A 22,470-nucleotide genomic window follows, 5' to 3' on the forward strand; every position below is an offset into this window, starting at 1 on the left:
ACTAGAATAATTTTGCCCAGATGAAGTGTTAGCGGTACTTAAATAAAAATTTGGCTTGGGAGACGATGCCGAAGCAATAGCTAGTTCTCGTAATTTTTTTTACTGCTTAATTTGGTGCGGTAATCATCAATTACTGGATGATACTAACCGAATTTACAGGACTTATAACCATACTTATTATAAATACATAAGCACAAAGGCAAGTGCAAAAAAAGTTAAACAAGAGATGGATTTTTGCGAGAAAGAGTTATGGCACTAATTCGTTACAACCCCTGGCAAGAATTGAACGCTCACTTAAGTCACATCAATGGCTTACTTGGAGATACCAGAGTCCCATCTGCACGGTTTGAAAAAGGCTTTATCAAAGTTCCTGCTGCTGAACTACAAGAAACTGATGATGCTATTCATCTCAAGTTAGAACTGCCAGGACTGGAAGCTAAAGACTTAGATATTCAAGTGACCCAAGATGCTGTTCGCATTAGCGGTGAGCGCAAGTCCCAAACTCAAACCGAAAACAATGGCACTACCAAGAGCGAATTCTACTATGGTAAATTCCAACGTGTAATTCCTCTATCTGCTCGGATTCAAAATACCAATGTCACCGCAGATTATAAAGACGGTATTTTGAATTTGACACTACCCAAGTCCGAGCAAGAAAAGAACAAAGTTGTCAAAGTTAATCTTGAACTTCCTACTACCTAATTGGTTGTAATGCAACTACTCTACCGACAATAATTGATTGAGATGCTAAAAGCCCAGTTATGAGATGACTGGGCTTTTTTGTATTGCAAAAGAGTTACAGAATAAACAATGTAGCAATTTGTGGTAAAACAATTAGAGCTTTCAAAAGTAATAAGCTTTCACAAATGACAATACTGCCGCAATGTAACCAAACACATACCTTGCAAAAACTAGATAGATTTTTGCGTCAACCATTTCAAAAAACTTTCTGGGGAATTGTTTGTTTAATAGTTCTGTTTGGTGTTGGTTTGGTGTCTGTAAACGCGGTACAACCCAGACGTGAGCCTCATCTGTGGCAAGTTTATCAGCAGTCGCTCAAAAACGCCAAATATGTTGACTTGACTCATACAATCGCTCCTTCAATTCCTGTATGGTCAGGTTTTGGTTCATCAAAGTTTGCGCCTGCCATCAACCCAAAAACGAGTGAGCCATACACTTACCAAAAGGATGGGTTTGAAGCAACTCATTACGATTTATCCACCGATCAGCTAGGAACCCAATTAGATCCACCTGCTCACTGGAACCCTGATTATCCAGCTATCGATGAGTTGCCAGCGACCTTTGCTGTTCGTCCTCTAGTAATAATTCCGATCCAGGATAAAGTTGCCAAAGACCCCAATTACCATTTGAGTGTCAAAGATATTCAGGATTGGGAACGCAAATATGGCAAAATTCCTCAAGGCTCAGTTGTGTTTGTTCGCTCTGACTGGTCTTCATCATGGCCAAACCCCGAACTAGCTACAAGAACTAAGTTTCCTGGGGTGAAGCTAGAAGCTTTAAAGTTTCTGCACCTTGAGCGCAAAATTCTTTTCCACGGACACGAACCCCTTGATACAGACAGCACCCCAACACTCGAAGGGGAAGCTTGGCTGTTGAAAAATGGATATACCCAAGCAGAGGGTGTTACAAATCTAGATCGGGTGCCAGAAACAGGCGCGTTAATCTCTATTGGGTATCCCAAATTCAAAGGTGGTTTAGGAGGTTATGCACGTTACATTGCTATCTGTCCGCCAAATTGGAAATACGGCGTTTCAGTAGGTCAAATGCCGGAGTCTCCCCTGCAAAAAGCAGATAAACCCCTGCATTGGGATACAAAATTGGGTGTACGGGTACGGTGAGATGAAGCAATTAGACCTCTTGCAAAAGTGCTTTTTGCAAGAGGGGGAAAAGGGTAAAGGTTAAAGGGGAAAGGGACTTTTGCAGTACCTTTTTCCCCTTTCCCCTTTTCCCGACAAATGCCAAGAAGTCTATTATGCCGAGGTTGTGGATGTTGCTCGTGGAGTGTGGAGAGCGATCTATTTTCAAACGTGATTGGTAATAAATTGGACTTGAGCAACTATGTTACCTTTTTCAACTGTAGAAGCTCTACCCATTGAGCGACAACGAGCAGAGGATTCATAATTTACAATGCAGTCAGGATTTAACTATCAATTAGTTAAATCCTAGCTGCTTTATCAGAAAAATAGGTTTAAAACCCTGTGCTTCACGCAATGCTTTAAAGTAATGATTTTGGAGTAATGAGTGGATGAAAAATAGGTATATACTCATTACTTATTACTCCAGAATCACCGCGCCTTTAGCTCGGTGAGGATGTCAAAAAACTTCTAGGATCGACATAAAGACACTATAAAACTCAATTAATTGTGTCTTGGAAATAATTTTATGCAACTAAATGAAGATTATGACTCTTAAACTTGCATTCTGGTTACTGTGGGCTGGATTTATTGCCTATATTTTATTATTGGCACCGCCTCTGCACTTAGATGAAACGCTAACGCTGTTGAAAAATATATTTACTCTTCAATGGACTACTATTAATCCAATTATCCTGTCTTTATTTTCTCTAGTGGGTATTTGGCTATTAATTTACAGTAGTTTATTGTTCATTGATGGCAGGATGCAATCGATTCGGTTTTGGCCTTTTGCGATCGCATCAGTGGCTTCGGGTGTACTTGGTCTTTTGCCGTATTTGGCTTTGCGCGAACCTAATCAACAATTTTCTGGACAAAAGGATACTTTTTTGAATCTGTTGGATTCTCGCATTTATGGTATCGTCTTAACTTTCAGCACAGTTGTCTTGCTTGTCTATGGTTTTGCCTTGGGTGATTGGGGAGATTATGTGCAGCAGTTCCAGAGCGATCGCTTTATCAATGGCATGAGCTTGGCATTTTGCCTATTTTATCTTTTATTTCCTACTGTTGTTGGTGATGATATGGCTCGTCGCCGTTTCCCTAATACCGAGGTATTTTTAGCAGTGGTGTTTGTTCCCTTACTTGGTTCTCTTGCTTATCTTTGCCTGCGCCCGCCATTGGTGTCATCAACTATTCGTGAAGAATCATTCATAGCTAATCGGTAAATATCGGCATTTGTCAATTACTTCTCGGTCATCAAGATTGGATGGAATGGGCGATCGCTTAGTTGGCTTTAAGAAGCTCTTAACTAATTCGTCTGGATGTTTCACAATCCAAAATCGTTCGACTGAGCGCAGCCGAAGTCTAAAATCTAAAATCCAAAATGGTATGAGAATCCCATAGTCAACAATTTTAATTTAGCGGACTGGTAGTATTTTAACAAACATCCCTATACTGCTTTTTGTCCTCAGCTAAGTCAATCATAGGAGCTGGTAATCTTGAAATAGTTAACTGTAACGCTTGCATTTGAGGAAAATCACGCTCAATAATTTCGATAGCTTTTCTTTGACTCTCTTGATTTTTAGCGATCAGTTGTGCAGTGCCATCGCCCTGAGAACCCACACCTTTTCCTCCGAAGATATAAGGCTGAAGAGGCTCGTGTTCGAGAAGCAGATGCAGCTTTTTTGCAGTTAATTGCTCAGGACAAGCCGGAACTACGTGCCGATCAAATTCTGTTTGGGCTTTTGTCATTAAAGCTCCAAGAAGTTGGGCATCTGCTCTTTGTATTGCTTCAACTGCTGCCTGGGTAATTTCAGAGCTAATATAACCAAAATATTTTTGGACATTTTGCTGTATTGGATTAATAGCAAAAGGATAACACTGATTCAATTTTTGTAGTATTTCTTGTGTGTTTTTGCTGCCGCCAAGATCGACAATCACAAAAAACAAATCCTCACTAACTTGAAGGGAGAGCAGATCGATTTCTTCACCATCAAATATCATCAATATTGGGCGATTTCCATAAGCACAAGCCTGATCCATACGACCACAAAGGCTAGGAGTGGTTCTTTCTCCCAGGTAAGCAAACTCCATTTCTGAACGAATTGTCATCTTCAAATCATACAGACGATTAAAAGCCCTTGCAATCAAAACGCAAAAGGCAGCACTCGAAGATAATCCCTTTTGGATGGGTAAGTCGGTTAGATAATTATCAACCTCAAGTCCGCCAACATCATAGTGAGTCAGAATTTGATATGCTGTACCAGCAGCATAACTAAAAAAACCGCCCTCTGCCGCTATGCACTTCAGGGTATTAGATTCCATAGGTAATCTCAGAGGTTCATAACCCCTACCATCATTGAGAGAAGTACGAATAATTAACTCATTAGGATTAGGCAAGACATCGGCATAAATTCCTTGATTAGTACCAACAATTAAGGTGTAGCCCTTTTCGAGCAGAGGATTAACACTGCGATATTCTCCTGCCCAATCGCTGTGTTCTCCGAACAAACAAAGACGCCCTGGAACAAAAATTCTCATTTGAAGCTCTCACGCGATCGCAATATATTTCTGCCCGATCTCCATCTTTACAACTCACTCAACACCCCATCACCTGCAACCATATTTTTGGCATCAGGAGTTGCAAGCCAAGGAAGAAGCTCAAAACCGCAGATGCCGTCTGTGATACGTTGACTGATGCTGACTTCTAAACTTTGTAATGTCAACTTCAAGATGATTCGTTTTTTGCCTAAAGCACGAAAATTGAGGTGAATAGTATTATATAACAAAATGGCACTAAGAAAAGCTATAAGGTATGCGAGATAAGGCTTATACCTTTTAAAGCTAGACAGCAGAGTAATGGCATGAGCAAGGCGAAGGTCAACCGTTAACCGTCATCAATTAATACAAACACCCATCTTCCATATGAATAATGCGATCGGCAATATCAAGGATGCGGTTATCATGAGTGACTAGCAAAATTGCACAACCTTGGTTTTTTGCAAGTTGTTGCATCAATTCAACAACATCACGTCCACTATTTTTATCTAAAGAAGCAGTTGGTTCATCAGCAAGAACTACTCTCGGTTGACTAATCAAAGCCCTAGCGATCGCAACTCTTTGCTTTTGTCCTTCAGAAAGTTGTTCGGGATAGTAATTTATCCTGTGCATTAAGTGAACTACATCTAGTATTAACTCTGCTCTTTTATCTAGTTCGCGCTTAGAAAGATTATGATGCAAATTCAAAGACATCTGCACATTTTGAGAAGCTGTTAAAAATGGTACTAAATTATGTCTTTGAAAAATATAACCAATTTGGCGACGTAATCGCAGAAGTTGTTTATCGCTAGCTCTATAAAGTTCACAGTCTAAAACTTTAGCACTTCCCTCTTGAATTGACCTTAAACCAGCAACTAAAGTTAATAAAGTTGTTTTCCCCGAACCAGAAGGCCCAGTCAAAATTACAATTTCGCCCGGTTGCACTGTTAAATTAATATCAAATAAAACTTGCTTACGTAATAAACGTTTCCCAAAATAGTGATTAAGATTTTGAATTTGAATAACTGGTTGCATGTTTGTTATTTGTTATTTGCATTTGTCATGATTTATTCTTCAATTAGCGAAAGAGATCGGCAGGATCGGCTGAACGTAGTTTATTCATAGCTAGTAAGCCAGCGATCGAACACATTGTAGTTGTGAGTAAAAAGACAATTATGGCTCGACTCAAAGTCATAAACATGGGGAGACGAGTTGCGTCTTGAACAAATTTGTATAGATAAAGACATAGAGCAAATCCAGGAATGTACCCCATCAATGACATTAAAAGAGCTTGTTGAATAACAATACTTACTAAATATAAATTAGAATATCCAATAGCTTTGAATGTTGCATATATATATAAATTGTCAGCAATTTGTGCATATAAAATTTGATAAACAATCACTCCACCAAAAACTAAACCTATAAGTGTACCTAAATTAAAAATAAATCCAATTGGAGTAGAATTCTTCCAATGTTCTTTTTCCAGTTCCATGAATTTATTTAATGTAATTAACTTGACAGGAACAGCATCATTGTTGCCAGGGAATCTTTTGGAGAATTCTTCAATTACCTTTTCTGGTTGAATACCTGGATCGAGTTTAATAACTCCAACAGCAACTTTTTCTAGCGGCACATTCAGTAATTGAGAGTAATTTAAATCACTAGTAATGACCAGCCCATCTTGAGACATGACTCCTCCTCCCAGTGAAAATAAACCAACAACATTGATTTTGTGATTTGATAATTCAGTAGTAATCAAACCTTTATTTTGAAAATCTGAAGCAATAGGGCCATATTCACCTCGTGATAATTTATCGAATAAAACCGTATCTGGTTTTTGTAAAGTATCTAATAACTGATTCACATCTGGTAGATTTAAAACTGGTCGATCGGGTCTAAACGCGCAAACTCCTATAGTCTCTGTCACTGAAGTTTCAGGATTTTTAAATTTACCATCAGCAAAATATAATGGGCTAGCTGATGCTACACCATTAATTCCTGAAATCATATATAAATAATTACGAGGAAATTCTTTGATACCAAAAAAGTAGTTAGTGTCAGCATGAAGTAAAACTAAATCTGCTTGAATGGTTTTATGTATAGTGATTGCATCTTCATATAGACCATCACGAAAAGCTAATTGGATAAACATAAGAAATACTGCAAAACTTACACCCATTAAAGTTACTAATAAACGAGACTTTTGGTATGTTAGTTGTAGCCAAGCTATAGGTATTTTGGGAATCATAATTAAATCAAAGTTTATGGATTAATATTAATTCTTGCTTCAACTTGCAAGTTAATTAGTTTGGCTGCTTCGTAAGTATCCAATGGATTAAGACGAATTTTAACTTCGACTACCCTAGCATCTATGTCTAGAGTTTTATCTCCGTTAAATACTTCTTTTTTACCAACTTGTAAACCGATTTTCTCAACTTTGCCATTTAGCTTTTTAGCCAATGAACTACTAGATATGGTAGCTTTATCTCCTATTTTTAATTTACCAACTTCAGTTTCATAAACTTCAGCGATTACATACATATCTTTGGTTTGAGCTAAATCAACTATTCCCTTATCACTAATGCTTTCTCCAGCAAAAGTGTGAATTTTTAAAATTGTGCCATCTACGGGAGCATAGACATAAGCTAAATCTAAATCGGCCTCTGCTTCAACTATGGCTGCTTTTGTTTGTTCGTATTGAATTTGAGCAACTTGTATATCTTCTGGACGAACTTCTTTGAGCTTTTCTAAGTTGGCTTTACTCTCTAAAATCTGCTTGGGAGAAGTTGATAAAATTCTGTTGAGATTAGCTTTTTCTTCATTGATTTGTTCTTGAAGAGTAGCAACATTTAAACGTTTACTATCAATTTCGGAAGCCGCGATCGCACCTGCTTTATATAGCTGCTCAAAACGTGAATATTCTGTTTGAGCGTTCTTCAATTCTGCATCTAAACGGGCAATTTTTGCTTTTTGAGTAGCTATATCTCCCTGAAATTGAGCTTCTATATTAGCAATTTGTGCCTTCTGAGCAGAAATTTCTCCTTGTTTGGCATCACCACTTTTTATTTTATCAAGCTCTGCTTGAGCGACTTTGGCTTTTAACTTAGCTTGTTGTAGAGCAGCTTGTAGTTTAATTAAGCTGTCTAAAATAGCAATTACCTGTCCACGCTTAACTCGATCTCCTTCTTTGATAAAAATCTTAGATACCCGCGCATATTGAAAAGACGAAGAACCGGAGAGGTTAATAATTTTATCCTTAGGTTGTATGCGTCCTAAAGCAGTAACACTTTCATTAACAACAGGTTTAGAGGTAGGAATTACTGTAGTAGCTTTCTGACTTTGCTTAGGAGATTGAGAACTTAGAAAACTATAGAGTGGTAAAGCGATCGCAGCTCCAATTACAGCCAAAACTAAGGGCACTGTCAAATTAAAGTTTATATGTTTTTTGAGCTTCATGTTCTGACTTTCATAAAAAGATTGCAGCTTTTCTAAATTCTTGGGCATAGCCATATATTTCAATTACTCCTAATAACCGATACTAATTCGTAGCTCGTAATTAAACATCCTGTAAAATGTATAAGTAAAACGGTTTTCAATCTGCTTTTTCGTTTTTCAAGAATATATCCTTTACCGAGTTTGTATGAGATACTTCTTGATATTTTTGTACTTGTTTGAATCATCAATACACAAAAATTCCAAAGTGATTTACTTTGAAACTAATATTTAATTGCGTTGTAGCCAGGAAATAGGAAAAAATGATTGAATAATTGTTCCTTGATTTTCTTTAGTAGCTAAATCGTAGGCTAACTTTCCTAAAGCTAAGTCAAGGATGCCTAATCCAAAAGGACTGAATACAGCAATTTTGTTATCTTGTCGTGGTTGAGCAACACCATTAAGAATACTGCCTATACTACATCTAATAAAATCTCGGTTATTTGTGAGTTGTTCAGCAAGATGAATAGATGTTTGAGCGCGGCATACATGGTCTATATCATCAACAATATTGTCGGCTGATAAAATGAATTCTGGTGATAAATCTCGTAGAGATATATGCAAGATTATTTTATTAGCATTACTATCAAAAGTATCGAATATATATGGTTTACTTGCTGTTGTGCCAAAAGATATTAAAGATGCAGCTTCTAAAACACTGGTGGGATCTTCCAGAATAAAAATATTTAAGTGCTCACATAACTGCTGACATTTAAGTTTGAATTGCTTTGCTCTAGCTAAACTTAAATCATGAATAAATAAGGTTTCTATTTCAGGGCGACTAGCTAAGAGAAAACGCAAGGTTTCAAAATTAATTAAACCACAGCCAATCATACCTACTTTAGTTAATGATTGCTCACCCTGCAAACGATCGGCCGCGATCGCAGCACTAGCAGCAGTACGTTTTGCACTAATCACAGAGCTTTCTATCATAGCTTGGGGACGGCCATTCTGTGTTGAATTTAAGATTAATACAGCTGAGGCTCGCTCCATATCCATAGCTAAATTGTCTGGAAAAGAAGCAATCCATTTGATGCCTGCTACCTCAAACTCACCATCTAAATAAGCTGGTAAAGCAATAATTCTATTTTTAGTATTTTGTGGAAAACGCAAAAAGCTAGAATGAGGCAAGAAACTATTACCTTGTTCATAAGTTTGATAAGCAGATTGAATGATTTGCATTATTTCCAAATCACGGTTGTGAAATAACGAGACAATTTCATCGCCTTTCAAAATAAGTATTCGATCGTCGTTCATACAAAAAACCTCTGTTGTGTAGTAAATAGAAAATATCTAAAAAGCGAATATTTAGCAGATAACTTAATCTTGCCAAGCAGAAGAAACATTACCAAAATATTTTTCAACCCAATTATCTGAATAAATTGTGTCAAGGTAGCGTTCACCGCGATCGCATAAAATAGCAACACAGTTTGCACCATTAGGTATCTCTCGTGCTTTCTTGGCAATTGCAGAGATAATTCCTCCTGATGAACCTCCAGCTAGTATTGCCTCTCGTTTGAGTAAACTACGACAACCCACAATACAATCTAAATCAGATACATACAAATGTTCATCCTCTAATCCAGGTTTAAATAACTCTGGAATTCTTGCTGCACCAGGCCCAGGAATGAGTCGTTTACCTCGTTTACCTCCGAAAATCACACTTCCTTCAACATCAACAGCAATAATTTTTGTCTTAAGCTTTTTACCCTTAACATATTCAGAGCAACCACGAAGTGTGCCACAAGTACTAGTAGCACAAAACAAGTAATCAAGCTGTCCATGTAGTGCTGTAACAATTTCATGTACAGTCTGATAATGAGCATAAGAATTATTTAAATTGGCATACTGATTGCACCAAAAGCTATTAGGAATAGAAGCAATCAATGACCTCACTTGATTAATTCGAGCTGGCAAATAATCTCCTGTGATTGGATCTGGCTTTGCTACTAGAACAATCTCTGCTCCATATGCTTTAAGAATATTGATATTTTGTTGTGTTGTTCTCAAGTCAACTACACAGATAAAACGTAAGCCGAGAAAAGTACATGCTTGCGCCAGACCGATGCCTAAATTCCCGGAACTAGATTCGATGATTGTAGTTTCAGAATCAATCTTTCCTAATTCCAAGGCTCTTTTGAGCATATTGAAAGCTGGACGGTCTTTGATACTACCTCCAGGATTAAACATTTCTAGCTTGCCAAAAAGTTGAAAGCGATCGCATTGCATAACCCGGTTTAACTTAATCAAGGGTGTATTACCAATTGTCCCTAAAATCCCTTGATTAATTGAAAATAAATCCAGATGTGATATATCCTTTTCTGTAGCTAATATCATTTTCTCCTCCTAAAAATTTAATCTAAGTTAGCAATATCAAACTGATTACACAAATATTGAATAACCTGAAGACATAGCTTTATGAATTACACGCGGATTGTGAAACAACGAACCGCAGAGAACACGAAGGATAAAAGCTTGAGATGCTTTTTTAGCTTGTAATAATTAGCTTTTTAGTCTCCTTGCACCTTGACAACTTGGTGTGAGCTTTTAATTAATATTGTCAGCAATACAAAAGTTATTTATGCAAAAAGTCTACGATCAATTCAGTTTCCAATAGTTGACCGATCGCCGATGACTGTTAAGAGATTTTCATAGTTTGTTATGAATTACGTTCATGACATCTCTTGCATAAATCTTTTTTAGTCAACACTCAACATTGTTATTCATATAACATCCGGTAGTTCATCTTCTACTAGCCGTAAACGAGGGTACTGATAAGCTGCTATAGCCACTAGTACAGTTAGTGCGCCCATGAGGATTAACATTAAACCAATGCCGCGACCTGGACCAACACCGATAATTTGTCCAATACTTCCGGCTAAGGGGCCGTTAGAAATCATTAAAGGCTCAAATACTTTGTCAGCTAGTGGCCCGGCGATCGCATAAGCCAACGGAAACGATGCATCAGCAACCATTTGCCGTATTGCAAAAACTCTTCCTTGCACATCAATGGCAACTTTTTTTTGAAAGATAACTTGAACACAAGTGTTTAAAATCGGCCAGCCGAAAAAGAATAGAAAAGCAGCAAGAGTAATCAGTGGGACGGAAGCGCGTAACCCAGCAACTACAATACAAAGCCCACCAAGTAACTGAAACCCAATCACGCTATGAATTAATCGTTTTGGCCCGCCACGAGTACTAATAATCAAACTGCCTGCTAGCAAACCAATACCAGCAAAGGATGTCATCGTACCCAAGACAGCAGGTGAGGCAAAGGACAGCACCAATGGTCTAATTAGCACTTCAACGGCTCCCACAAGCAGATTACTGATGGTAAAGAACATTAACAGCCCTAAAAGCCCTGGTCTGACAGTGATATAATCCCAGCCAGAGGTTACTTCTTGCAGTAAGGAACTTTTTTGAACTGTGTGAGGATGACTGATACTAGTGATTTTCGGTTCAGGGAACTTCACCAGTAATAAAGGGATGATGCCAAAGAGGAAGGTGAGGAAATCAATTAGGATAATTCCCTGTAGCTGAATGGTGACTAAAAGTAAGCCCCCCAGTATTGGTGATAGGAGTTGAGCGACTCCCCGTCCTAACTGGATCATGCCACTGGCGCGGTCAAGGTATTGTTTAGGAACCAATAAAGTAGTAGCAGCACTATAAGCTGGCAACTGAAAAGCGCTGAATCCAGAACTGACGGCGGAAGCGATGCAGATGTGCCAGACTTCCAGCTTACCAGCGAAAAGTAGTAAAGCGATCGCCAATGTACTCAAACCAGCACCAAAATCACTGAAAATCATTACCCAACGGCGCGGCCAACGGTCTACCAAGACACCAGCCACCGGGGCGATTAAGCTTGATGGTAAGCTAGCAGACAGGAGAATTAAAGCCAGCAGGGTTACAGACTGTGTATTCTGATATACCCGAATTCCTAAGGCAAAACTCGTAAGAGACGAGCCGATTAAAGAACCCATCTGACCCAACCAGATGAAGATAAAGATTCGCATTCCAGTTTTAGAGTGTCGGCTCATGTTATTTCACTCCACTATTTACCTGTGCTTTCTCAATGCATGTTTGCAAGCGAGCAGCTAGAGTCAGAACATGGGGTTGAGTCATCATTGTTACATGGTCCCCAGGGACAATATGAACCTCTATTGTTTTGCTAGAAAACTCGTTCCAGCCTAAAGCTGGGTCTTGTAGTATCTCTGAATATTCAGACAGGCTAGAAACATCATCAGAATTTACCTCACTTGCCCGAAAACAGGTAATTTGACTCGGATAAATATGCTGTGGCACATAAAAATCAAAAGCTTCGCCTGTGGCTTTACTAACCTTTAAAAAACCTCGTAGTTGTTTTGTTCCCACTTGGGGTGGTAATAGGTTAGCTACTTTCAACCTCTGTGCAAGGTAATTCAATTTTGCTTCTGCATCTAGAGTCAGCAAAGTTTCATAACAAAACTCGACTTTCTTTTCAAAGAAGCGCTCCATTAACCGAATCAAGTAGATTAGATCCTTAGCATCATCCCCGTCAATAGTTACAGGCTTATTGAGATTAGGAACTATGGCCATTACATCTAAAATGGCAAGTAAAGCTACTTCATGCCCTTGCTGTTGCAATTGTTGAGCCATCTCAAAAGCCACGTAACCTCCGAAAGAATGACCGCCTAGAAAGTACGGCCCTTGTGGCTGAACTGTCTGTATAGCTGCGATATAGCAGCTAGCCATCTCTTCAATGCGGGTATGGGGTTCAAGTTCTGCATCTAAACCCCGTGGTTGCAAACCGTAGAATGGTTGCTCTGAACCTAAAGAACGAGCTAGATGATAAAATTCAATCACATCCATCGCGCCCCCAGGCACACAGAAGAAAGGTGGCTTAGAACCGTCTGGCTGAATTGCTACCAAAGGCGACCAAGACTGAGAATCTTGATGCTGGCTGATAGTACTAGCCATTTGTTCGATTGTGGGGTTTTGTAAAAGTGTTGCTAAGGGGAGATTTTTTTCTAACTGCTGCTGAATTTGAGCCATTAGGTGCACAGCTAACAGAGAATGACCACCGAGTTCAAAGAAGTTGTCTTGGACGCCGATAGGGTGAAGATTAAGAACTCCTTCCCAAATTGATGTCAGTTGTAGTTCTAGAGAACCACGAGGCGGGACAAATTTAGTCTTTCTAGTAAAGTTGGATTTATCTGGTGCAGGTAGGGCGCGGCGGTCTACCTTACCGTTGGGTGTTAATGGTAGAGACTCCAGCATCACAAAAGCCGAGGGCATCATATACTCAGGTAGTTTCTCTTTGAGAAAGTGACGCAGTTGCACTTCTAAATCTAGAGTTTCCACTTGTTTATGTGGAACTACATAACCTACTAAACGCTTATCTTTTGTCTGTTCCCAAACAATGACCACGCACTCTTGCACTTTGGGGTGTTGTGCTAGCACGGCTTCAATTTCTAAAAGTTCAATGCGGAAGCCGCGAATCTTCACCTGATAGTCAATGCGACCCAGAAATTCAATGTTACCGTCATTGAGGTAGCGGGCTTTGTCGCCAGTTTTGTAAAGGCGAGTTCCCGGTAGCCCAAAGGGATTAGGAATAAAAACTTTAGTTGTGAGTTCGGAATTGTTGAGATAGCCACGACTAACTCCTGTCCCTCCAACATATAATTCACCTGCTACTCCAATCGGTACGGGTTGTAGTTGGGGGTTTAGGATATACAGTTGTGTATTGGCTACAGCCTTACCAATGGGCGTATTGAGAGTTTCTATCCCTAATGGCTGGTATATAGGGTAATGCGTGACATCATCAGAACATTCTGTTGGGCCATAGGCATTTAACATGGGGATGGTGGGGTAGTATTCTAACCAGCGATCGCACAATTTGGGCGGCAATGCTTCACCTGTTAAAATCAACCAGCGTAACTGAGATAAATCAGGACGCTTTTGGTTATGTAGGTCTATTTCCTGAAGCATCATCTGCAACAGCGAAGGCACAACCTCTAGAATAGAAATTTCGTGTTGCTGAATCTGCTCTAACAATTTTGCCGGGTTACGCACAACCTCATTGTTGAAAATGTGTACCCGTCCACCTACAAGTAATCCTACCAGCAATTGCCAAACCGAGATATCGAAACTTTGGGGTGCAGTTTGAGCGATCGCATCACTTTCTGTAAGCTTGAGATCCAACACCTTAGCATATAAATGATTCAGCATCCCGCGATGGGTAATCATCACTCCTTTGGGCATCCCTGTAGAACCAGAAGTGTAGATGACATAAGCCAAGTTTTCACCTGTCACCACAGTTTCAGGATTCTGCTGACTATGTTGAGAAATAACTGGCCAGTCTGCATCTAAGTAAACTACATCTGCTTTATGCTCAGGCAATTTAGTTTTGATGCTCTTGTGAGTCAACAGCACTGACAAGAGCGAATTTGCAAGAATGTAGGCTAAACGTTCTTGGGGATAAGCAGGATCTAATGGCACATAAACCCCGCCTGCTTTGAGAATCGCCAGAAATGCCACCAGCATCTCTAAAGAGCGTTCAGTATAAACACCTACTAATACTTCTGTTTTTACCCCCAAAGACTGTAAATAATGAGCTAGTTGATTAACTTGAGCATTCAACTGAGCATAAGTAATCTTATGTTCTGCAAAAACAACGGCTACTTGCTCAGGTGTTTTTTGAGCTTGGACTGTAAAAAGTTGGGTAAATATTTGCTCTGGAAATGCTGTTTGAGTTTGATTAAAATCAGCTAAAATCTTCTGCTTTTCCGGTTTGGTAAGCAAACTAACCTGCAAGATAGATTGGTGATTATCCTCTAATAATGCATCTAAAACCTGAATAAAATGTTGAATTGATAAGTCAAGTGATGCCTGAACAAAAGTATCACAGTGAAAATCAAAATCAATAGTCAGATTATTAGATAAACTCACATCGCGTATTTGAACATTGAGACTTTCATTAGTATGTCCGCTATGAATCCAGTCAAAAGCAATTTTAGTTTCAGCGAAGTTGATAAATGTCGATGTATGATAGTTTAATACTGCATCGTAAACCGGATTTTGGCGAGGATTTCTCACTACATATTGACTATAACGTAAGCTATTCAAAATTATGGTGCCAATTTTTTTAATTAACGATTGAAAATTATCGGTTTTTTCAATTTCAATGTGCAATGGTAAAACTTGCACAAAAGAGCCGATAGTCTTTTTAAAAGTTGGCGAACGTCGATTGTGTAAGGGAATGCCAATAGTTAGTTGTTGATTACCACTGATGTGATAGAGGTAGATTGCCAATACTGCTAAAAAAATATTAAACACAGCAGTATTTTCTGTAACTGTGGCACTATCTTCTTGAATAGCCAGGGTTTTGATTTTTTGAGTGCGTTCAAAACCTAATTCATAAGAAACCCTGTGAGCGAAAGTTGTTGTCTTGATGGGTGTTTTACCATAGAAACTAAGTGGCTCTATAGGTTCAGCTAGCTTTTGTTGCCAATAGTTTTTGACCTTGTGGTAACGTTCAGAATCTCGATATTTTTTCTCATACTCTATATAATCTTGAAACTGAGGTATTTGTATTACCTTTGGTAGGGAATTATTGATGGCAATAACATATAATTCTGAGAGATAGTGAAAGATTAAAGATAGAGATAAACCATCTCCAATAATTTGATGAATATTGAAATACCAAACAAACTTTTCTGGAGAAAGTTTGATTAAGACTGTATCAAACAAGCATCTTTCTAAATCGAAGATTATTTGAGAGCGTTTGGATAATAAATCAGAAACGGCTGTAGCAGAGTCAGCAACTTGCGAGAAATCTACAAAATTTACTACATAGTCAAAGTAGGGAAGTACTTTCTGTTGTGGTACACCATCTACTTCTAGAAATACCGTTCGTAAAGCATCACTAGAATTAACTAAAACTTGAAACGCAGCTTGGAAGCGGATTAAATCAATGGCGGTAGGGATAGTAAATTTTAAGGGATTATTGTAGATTAATGCATTTGGATTAAATTTATGTCCTAACCAAATTAAGAGTTGATGCTCTGTGAGGTTAGATTGCTGACTCACATTATTAATATCTTCTGTTTTGGCCGTAAGTCCACTAGCTAGCAAAAGCTGTGAGAGAGATTGCTCTGATTGAACTACAATATTTTCTAGTAAACTTTGTAAATGCTGCAACATTTTGGCGATCGCAGCATCATCAAAACGGCATCGATCGTAACCAATCCCTAGAGACAATTCTGGGCTAGTTTCAGCTAGCATTGTCAGTGGATAATTGTTGCGTTCAAAAAAACGTAGATTGCCAATTTCTAAGCTGCCATACTGTTTTTGATGCAAAATGTCAGGATAGTTCTCAAACACCAAAAGGCTCTCAAATAGAGACATTCCTCTAGGTAGTTCACTCCATTCCTGAATATCAATCAGCGAACTGTATGAGTATTGTTCCCGTTCTACCTGCTGCGCCTGAAGTTGCTGTAACCAGGGAATGAGCGAAGCTGCTTTTGATATTTGCGATCGCACTGGTAGAGTATTGATAAATAATCCCACCATCGATTCTACACCTGCTAGCTCTGGCGGACGACCAGATACGGTAGTGCCAAAGACTACATCTGACTGTCCACTGTTGTGGCTTAACAAAAGTGCCCACACACCTTGAAGCAGAATGTTCAGAGTCAAATGATGCTTGCGGATTAGAGCTTGTAAGTTTTCTGTCAGCGCCATTGACAAGTGGACTTCTTGAACACCATAACTCTCTTTTTGACCAAGTGGATTACTGACATCTTTGTTACCGAGACGAGTAGGAGCAGTAAAGCCTTTGAGTACTTGTTGCCAAAAAGTTTTAGCAAATCCTTGGTCTTGTTGTTGTAACCAAGTAATGTAGTCTTTGTAAGGGCGTGGCGATGGTAAGTAGAAGTTGTGAGCTTTTTTGCCTGCTTCGTAGTAAGCTAAGACTTCTTTAACGATCAAAGATGAAGACCAACCATCAAGCAGTAGATGATGATGACTCCAAACAAATTGGTGGATATCTTCAGCTAGCCTGATGAGGGCGCAACGCATTAGTGGAGCCTGGTTTAGTTGAAAGCCTTGTGCTCGATCTGCCTCTAAAAAAGCCTCGACACGTTCTTGTTGTGTAACTGAGGATAATGTCCGCCAATCATGGTTAATCCAGGGTAAGTTTACTGATTTGCGTACAACTTGTAAAGGTTTTTGAGTGTTTTCCCAAACAAAGAGAGTGCGTAATACTGAATGTCTCTGTACTACTGTTCGCCAAGCTTGCTCGAAAGCTGAAACATCTAATTTGCCGTAGAGGTTGTAGCTTGACTGCTCGAAATATATACCCGAATCTGGCGCGAACAGGGTATGAAAGAGCATACCTTGTTGCATGGGGGATAGGGGGTAGATGGATTCAATGTTTTTGTTGTGTTGATTCATTTGCCTACGAAAAAACGAACCACAGAGAAGCCAGTGCGTTGGGCGGGTTCCCCGACTTGTTTGCTCTTAGCGTTCCCAAAAGGTAGCAACTGGCGCGACGCAGAGAACACGGAGAAATGAGAGTTCTTGTGTCAGTTTTGGAGTTTACTTCTCTTTTCTTTCTCTGCACCTCTGCGTGATACCATTTTGGATTTTAGATTTTAGATTGTGAAACATCCATTGGATAAATGTTTCAGTTTTCCATCTGTCGCAATCATTTTTCACGCTTGGTGTGAGATCAAAAAGATTTTAGTCCGAACCGTCAAAACGCCAAGAGTTTGTACCTAATATTTTTAATTACAGTCAACAGTCAACAGTCAACAGTCAACACAATTAATCTAAATTGAGTTGGGCGACTAAATCATCGAGTTCTTGTTGATTTAACTGCGCTTCTGGAAAGTCTGAGGGTGTAAAACCTCCTGCTTGGGGGGATTGACAATGAGTAATTAAATCTGTCAATTTCTTGATGAAAGTCTGAGCTAGATGCTCGATTGTGGATTGTTGATAAAGGTTTTTGCTATAAGTTAAATTCAGTTGTAGTTTACCTAATTCCACTAATCCATCAATTTCTAACTGATAGTTGCGATTTCTCCAAGGAGTGTAATTTTCTCCTGAAGATTCTTGTGCAATTCTTAATAGTGGTGATTTGGAAATTGCTCGATCAAATTGGCCTAAGTAGTTAAAGCATACTTCTGCTTGGGGTAAGGCTGCTAGTTGTGACTGTTTTACTGTGTCTTGGCTGAGATATCGCAGGATGCCGTAGCCGATGCCTCGATTTGGTAGATAACGCAACTGTTCTTTAACTGATTTGAGTAATTCTCCTAGATGTTCAGTTTCTCCTAGCTGCAAGCGGATGGGGAATACAGTCGTAAACCAGCCGACTGTACGCGATAAATCTACGTCTTCAAATAGTTCTTCTCGTCCATGTCCTTCTAAGTCAATTAGTAAGGAAGGTTCTCCTGTCCACTGGCAGAAAGTTTGCAGTAAGGCGGTAAGTAGTACATCGTTAATTTGAGTGTTATAGACAGCAGGTACATCATGTAGGAGGGCTTGGGTTTGTTCCATACTCAGAGAGACTGACACTTGAGCGGCAAATGCAACTGTGTTAGCTGTTTTGGTTAATGGATAATCTATTGGTAGGGGAGCAATAGTACTAGATTGAGCTAACCAATAATCCCACTCGCTAGCTACTGTTTGCGATCGCCCATACTCAATTAACCGAGAAGCCCAATCTTTAAAGGCGGTTGTCTTGGCGGGTAGTTGAATAGGTTCACCAAGGCTTAGTTGTTGATATGCTGTTGCTAAATCTTCTAGTAAAATTCTCCAAGAAACGCCATCAACTGCTAGGTGATGGATAACAATTAACAATCGACTTGGTTTGTCGTTACCAAGTTGGAATAAAGCCACGCGGATAATTGGGCCGTCTGCTAAGTTGAGGCTAGCTTGCAGTTCGTTAGCAGTGGCTTCGAGGAGCGATCGCTGTTTTTCGTCAGTCAGTCCTGATAAATCTGCGACTGTAAACGGCACTGTCTCATCTACGCCGGCGTTAACTTGCTGCCAACCATTCGCGGCTGTAAACCGCAGCCGCAAAGCATCATGATGCATTAATAATTGCTGCACGGTTTGCTTGAGTAGTTCTGGATTGAGTGGTAATACTTCCACCAGTACAGATTGGTTGTAGTGGTGTAATTCTGGCTGATTTTGGGCGAAGAACCATTGCTGAATCGGGGTTAGCGGTACTTGGCCTGTAACTACTCCCTGTTCAGCTTGCACTTTCAGCGTTGTACTGGCTACAGTAGCTAATTCTGCGATCGTCTGGTGTTGAAATAGTAATTTAGGAGTAACTGAAAAACCTGCTTGGTTAGCTCTAGCAACTACCTGAATGCTCAGAATCGAATCTCCCCCTAATTCAAAGAAGTTATCGTGAATCCCAACCTGTTCTTGTCCTAAAACGTCAGCCCAGATTTTGGCTAGGGTTGCTTCTGTAGTAGTGCGGGGTGCAACAAAGTTCGCTTCTAAACCAGTTCTTGATGAATCTGGTACAGGTAAAGCACGCCAATCTATCTTGCCATTAGGTGTTAATGGGAAGGAGTCTAGTACCACAAAGGTTGACGGGATCGTATACTCAGGCAGTCTTTCTCTGAGAAAACGCCGTAGTTCCTGAGTGGTGGCTTGCTCATGGTTGGGGATAACATAGGCTACTAAGTGCTTTTCTGTGGGGCGATCTTCTCGTGCAATTACTACAGTACGTCGTACTTTTGGATGTTGCGCCAATATCGCTTCGATTTCTCCTAATTCGATGCGGATTCCCCGAATTTTGACTTGGTTATCAATTCGGCCGAGAAAATCAATAGTGCCGTCGGGAAGGTAGCGCACTAAATCCCCAGTTTTATAAAGTAATTTGCTATTAATTTCTGCAAAGGGGTTAGGAATAAAAACTTTGCGAGTTGCAGTTTCGTTATTTAAATAACCAAGTCCTACACATTGCCCACCAAGATACAGCTCGCCAGGTACGCCAATAGGGACAGGATTTAAGTGTCGATCGAGTATTAATGCATAAACGTTATGCAGTGGTTTACCGATGGGTATAGGTTCCGTAAATGTCGGGGAAACTTCATTAAAAATCACACCAATTGAAGTTTCTGTAGGACCATAGGCATTACTAATGCTGACAGATGGAAAATACGACTTAAACTGATAAATTGCTTTTGCGCTCATCGCTTCGCCACCAACGACTAGTTGTCGCAATGATTTGAGGTGACAACGCAATTGGGGATTCTCTACTAAATAATCGAGGAGGATATTAAAGACTGAAGGAACAAAATCTGTAATCGTTACCTTTTGCTTTTCAACGATCGCAATTATCTGCGGCAAATCTAAACCAAAACTCGGAGCAGGTATAACTGTACGCGCACCATTGATTAATGGCCAGTATAATTGCCAAACACAAGAATCAAAAATAAAGTTACTGGTAAATAAAATGACATCATCTTCTTGAGAGCCATAGCGATCGTTCATATTGAAAAATCGGTTGACAATACCACGATGTTGGTTGATGGCTCCTTTCGGTTTTCCTGTTGAACCAGAGGTAAAGATAGCGTATATCGGATCGTCTAAATCGATCGCAACATTTAAATTAGGTGTTGCCTCTGTTAGCTGCTGTTCATCAACAACAATACAAGACCACTCTGCTAATGCTTCCCAATGCGGCTTGTCTTGACTGACAAGCACAACTTTAGTGTTTAATTCATGCAGAATTTCTTTAATTCTTTCTATCGGCCATTTGGGGTCCATTGGCACAAAAGCAGCACCAGCTTTCATAATGGCTAGATGAGAAAGCAGCAACTCTAGACTTTTTTCCATTAACACGGGCACAAATTGGCCTCGGTTAATTCCCTTTGCTTGCAGTAAAGATGCTAACTGGTTGGCTTTATGATTAACTTCTGAGTATGTGAGTGTTTTGTTTTCAAAGACAGCAGCAGTGCGCTCTGGAGTTTTCTCCACCTGAGCTTCAATCAATTGATGAATGCATTTGTCTTGGGGATACTCTTTATGAGTATTATTCCACTCTACTAGTAATTGTTGGCGCTCCGATGCTGTCAGTATGGGTAATGCAGAAATTTGCTGCTGGGGATTAGCTACAATCCCTTTTAACAAGGTGCAAAAATGTCCAACCATGCGTTTAATAGTGGCAGCATCGAATAAGTCTGTGTTGTATTCCCAGGCTCCGATTAACTCTTGTTCTGTTTCTTCAATTGATAGACTCAAATCAAAATTGGCTGTGACATTCTCCATTTCTAAACTGAGGCTCAATCCAGCTAGTTCTAGTTGCGGTTGTGGTGTATTCTGCAAGACAAACATCACTTGAAAGAGTGGGTTATAACTCAAACTTCTCTCTGGATGTAATTCCTCTACTAGTTTTTCAAAAGGAATATCTTGGTGAGTATACGCATCTAAAGCAATCTGCCGGACTCGATGCAGTAACTCAGAGAAACTTGGTTCGCCTTGCAAGTCAACACGCAGCAACAAAGTATTGACAAAAAAGCCAATTAATGGCTCGATTTCCTTACGGTTACGGTTAGCAATTGGAGAACCAACGACAATATCTGACTGATTGCTGTAACGTGAGAGTAAAATTGCAAAGGCTGTTAACAAAGTCATAAACAGAGTTGCCCCTGACTGTCTGCTTAGATCCTTAAGTTTCTTCGTCAAATCGGGGTTAATTTGAAAACGTTCGACATCACCTCGGAACGACTGAGTATTCGGGCGGGGGCGATCGCTAGGCAGAGATAATAAAGCAGGTATCCCAGCTAATTGTTGCTTCCAGTAATTGAGTCCTTTTTCTAATAGTTCACCTTGTAACCACTGTCGTTGCCAGTGAGCAAAGTCAGCATACTGAATGGGTAATGCCGCTAAAGGTGTTCGCGTAGCGTCTCGCAGAGAAGGTGTTCCCATCACCAAGGCTTCGTAGAGACTAGTCATCTCCCGGAAAAATATTTCTATCGACCAGCCATCAGAAATAATGTGGTGTATCGTTACCAGCAGTATATGTTCCTCTTGACTCAACTTGAGTAAGGTGATTCGTAATAAAGAGTCATGAGCCAAATCAAACGGTTTATCTGCTTCTGCTTTCGCCAACCGTTTCACCTCAGCCGACTTTTCTGCTACGGTTAACGTCTGCAAATCCACTACAGGTAAAGTCACAGTTAAAGTTGGAGCTATGACTTGTACAGCAGTGCCATTCACCGTCTGAAAATTGGTGCGTAAAACCTCATGACGTTGGACAATTGCCGCGATCGCTCCTTCGAGTGCAGCCACTTGCAAACAACCAATCAACCGCACTGCCGCAGCCATGTTGTAATTAGCGCTCCCATTTTCTAACTCATCCAAAAACCACAAACGTTGTTGAGCAAAGGATAAAGGAATTGTCTCATCTCTAGAGATTGTGGCGATCGGTGAAAATTGGTCTATCTTGCCTGGAGAAAAAGTTAGTTTCTTCTGTGTTTTTAGCTTCTGAAGTAAAAGTTCGCGCTTTTCTATAGAAAGATTTTCCAAACGTTTATGCAAATCAGTCATAATCAGATTTTTCCTAAAA

General features: G+C 39.7%; 14 protein-coding genes. 3 read left to right on the plus strand and 11 right to left on the minus strand.

What is annotated here, in order from left to right:
- The first annotated feature begins 249 nt into the window (after positions 1-249).
- From ACR5KR_RS03640 to ACR5KR_RS03650, 3 genes are all read left to right on the plus strand, one after another.
- Entirely contained in the window at positions 250-702 is a 453-nt protein-coding gene (locus ACR5KR_RS03640) for an Hsp20/alpha crystallin family protein (RefSeq protein WP_448265478.1), read from the plus strand.
- Positions 703-866: 164 nt separating this feature from the next.
- Positions 867-1,859: a cyclase family protein gene (locus ACR5KR_RS03645; RefSeq protein WP_448265479.1), complete on the plus strand. Its 993-nt coding sequence runs from the start codon at positions 867-869 to the stop codon at positions 1,857-1,859.
- Positions 1,860-2,422: 563 nt separating this feature from the next.
- Entirely contained in the window at positions 2,423-3,097 is a 675-nt protein-coding gene (locus ACR5KR_RS03650) for a hypothetical protein (RefSeq protein ID WP_448265480.1), read from the plus strand.
- On the opposite strand, the gene ACR5KR_RS03655 is transcribed toward ACR5KR_RS03650, so the two are convergent.
- The 11 genes from ACR5KR_RS03655 to ACR5KR_RS03705 form a co-directional block, all read right to left on the minus strand.
- A complete protein-coding gene (locus ACR5KR_RS03655; RefSeq protein ID WP_448265481.1) occupies positions 3,077-3,202 on the minus strand; it encodes a hypothetical protein in 126 nt (41 codons plus the stop codon). The genes ACR5KR_RS03650 and ACR5KR_RS03655 overlap by 21 nt on opposite strands.
- 106 nt (positions 3,203-3,308) lie before the next feature.
- Positions 3,309-4,412 carry a mevalonate kinase family protein gene (locus ACR5KR_RS03660; protein WP_448265482.1) on the minus strand — a complete coding sequence of 368 codons (1,104 nt, stop codon included), beginning with the start codon at positions 4,410-4,412 and terminating at the stop codon, positions 3,309-3,311.
- A 47-nt stretch (positions 4,413-4,459) separates the two neighbouring features.
- Positions 4,460-4,660 carry a hypothetical protein gene (locus tag ACR5KR_RS03665; RefSeq protein ID WP_445627723.1) on the minus strand — a complete coding sequence of 67 codons (201 nt, stop codon included), beginning with the start codon at positions 4,658-4,660 and terminating at the stop codon, positions 4,460-4,462.
- Positions 4,661-4,772: 112 nt separating this feature from the next.
- The gene (locus ACR5KR_RS03670) at positions 4,773-5,444 is read right to left on the minus strand and encodes a DevA family ABC transporter ATP-binding protein (protein WP_445627722.1); all 672 of its coding nucleotides are present in this window, start codon (positions 5,442-5,444) and stop codon (positions 4,773-4,775) included.
- A 43-nt stretch (positions 5,445-5,487) separates the two neighbouring features.
- Positions 5,488-6,660 (minus strand): ABC transporter permease DevC, encoded by a 1,173-nt coding sequence (gene devC / locus ACR5KR_RS03675; RefSeq protein ID WP_448265484.1) that lies wholly within the window; start codon positions 6,658-6,660, stop codon positions 5,488-5,490.
- A gap of 14 nt (positions 6,661-6,674) precedes the next feature.
- Entirely contained in the window at positions 6,675-7,922 is a 1,248-nt protein-coding gene (locus ACR5KR_RS03680) for an ABC exporter membrane fusion protein (protein WP_448265485.1), read from the minus strand.
- A gap of 213 nt (positions 7,923-8,135) precedes the next feature.
- A complete protein-coding gene (gene sbnB / locus ACR5KR_RS03685; protein WP_448265486.1) occupies positions 8,136-9,161 on the minus strand; it encodes a 2,3-diaminopropionate biosynthesis protein SbnB in 1,026 nt (341 codons plus the stop codon).
- A 63-nt stretch (positions 9,162-9,224) separates the two neighbouring features.
- Positions 9,225-10,241, minus strand: a complete 1,017-nt coding sequence (sbnA, locus tag ACR5KR_RS03690; RefSeq protein ID WP_448265487.1) for a 2,3-diaminopropionate biosynthesis protein SbnA — start codon at positions 10,239-10,241, stop codon at positions 9,225-9,227.
- A 386-nt stretch (positions 10,242-10,627) separates the two neighbouring features.
- Complete coding sequence (locus ACR5KR_RS03695) at positions 10,628-11,941, minus strand: MFS transporter (protein WP_448265488.1); 1,314 nt, start codon at positions 11,939-11,941, stop codon at positions 10,628-10,630.
- Between the two features lies 1 nt (position 11,942).
- Positions 11,943-17,336, minus strand: coding sequence for an amino acid adenylation domain-containing protein (locus ACR5KR_RS03700; protein ID WP_448265489.1), 5,394 nt, complete (start codon positions 17,334-17,336; stop codon positions 11,943-11,945).
- 372 nt (positions 17,337-17,708) lie between these two features.
- Positions 17,709-22,451: an amino acid adenylation domain-containing protein gene (locus tag ACR5KR_RS03705; RefSeq protein WP_448265490.1), complete on the minus strand. Its 4,743-nt coding sequence runs from the start codon at positions 22,449-22,451 to the stop codon at positions 17,709-17,711.
- Positions 22,452-22,470 lie beyond the last annotated feature (19 nt).

The organism is Nostoc sp. DSM 114159, assembly GCF_053470285.1.

Coding starts and splice junctions, on each gene's coding strand:
- sbnA (WP_448265487.1), bottom strand. CDS start 10,241: ATGATATTAGCTACAGAAAAGGATATATCACATCTGGATTTATTTTCA.
- ACR5KR_RS03695 (WP_448265488.1), bottom strand. CDS start 11,941: ATGAGCCGACACTCTAAAACTGGAATGCGAATCTTTATCTTCATCTGG.
- devC (WP_448265484.1), bottom strand. CDS start 6,660: ATGATTCCCAAAATACCTATAGCTTGGCTACAACTAACATACCAAAAG.
- ACR5KR_RS03705 (WP_448265490.1), bottom strand. CDS start 22,451: ATGACTGATTTGCATAAACGTTTGGAAAATCTTTCTATAGAAAAGCGC.
- ACR5KR_RS03645 (WP_448265479.1), top strand. CDS start 867: ATGACAATACTGCCGCAATGTAACCAAACACATACCTTGCAAAAACTA.
- sbnB (WP_448265486.1), bottom strand. CDS start 9,161: ATGAACGACGATCGAATACTTATTTTGAAAGGCGATGAAATTGTCTCG.
- ACR5KR_RS03670 (WP_445627722.1), bottom strand. CDS start 5,444: ATGCAACCAGTTATTCAAATTCAAAATCTTAATCACTATTTTGGGAAA.
- ACR5KR_RS03640 (WP_448265478.1), top strand. CDS start 250: ATGGCACTAATTCGTTACAACCCCTGGCAAGAATTGAACGCTCACTTA.
- ACR5KR_RS03660 (WP_448265482.1), bottom strand. CDS start 4,412: ATGAGAATTTTTGTTCCAGGGCGTCTTTGTTTGTTCGGAGAACACAGC.
- ACR5KR_RS03700 (WP_448265489.1), bottom strand. CDS start 17,336: ATGAATCAACACAACAAAAACATTGAATCCATCTACCCCCTATCCCCC.
- ACR5KR_RS03680 (WP_448265485.1), bottom strand. CDS start 7,922: ATGGCTATGCCCAAGAATTTAGAAAAGCTGCAATCTTTTTATGAAAGT.
- ACR5KR_RS03650 (WP_448265480.1), top strand. CDS start 2,423: ATGACTCTTAAACTTGCATTCTGGTTACTGTGGGCTGGATTTATTGCC.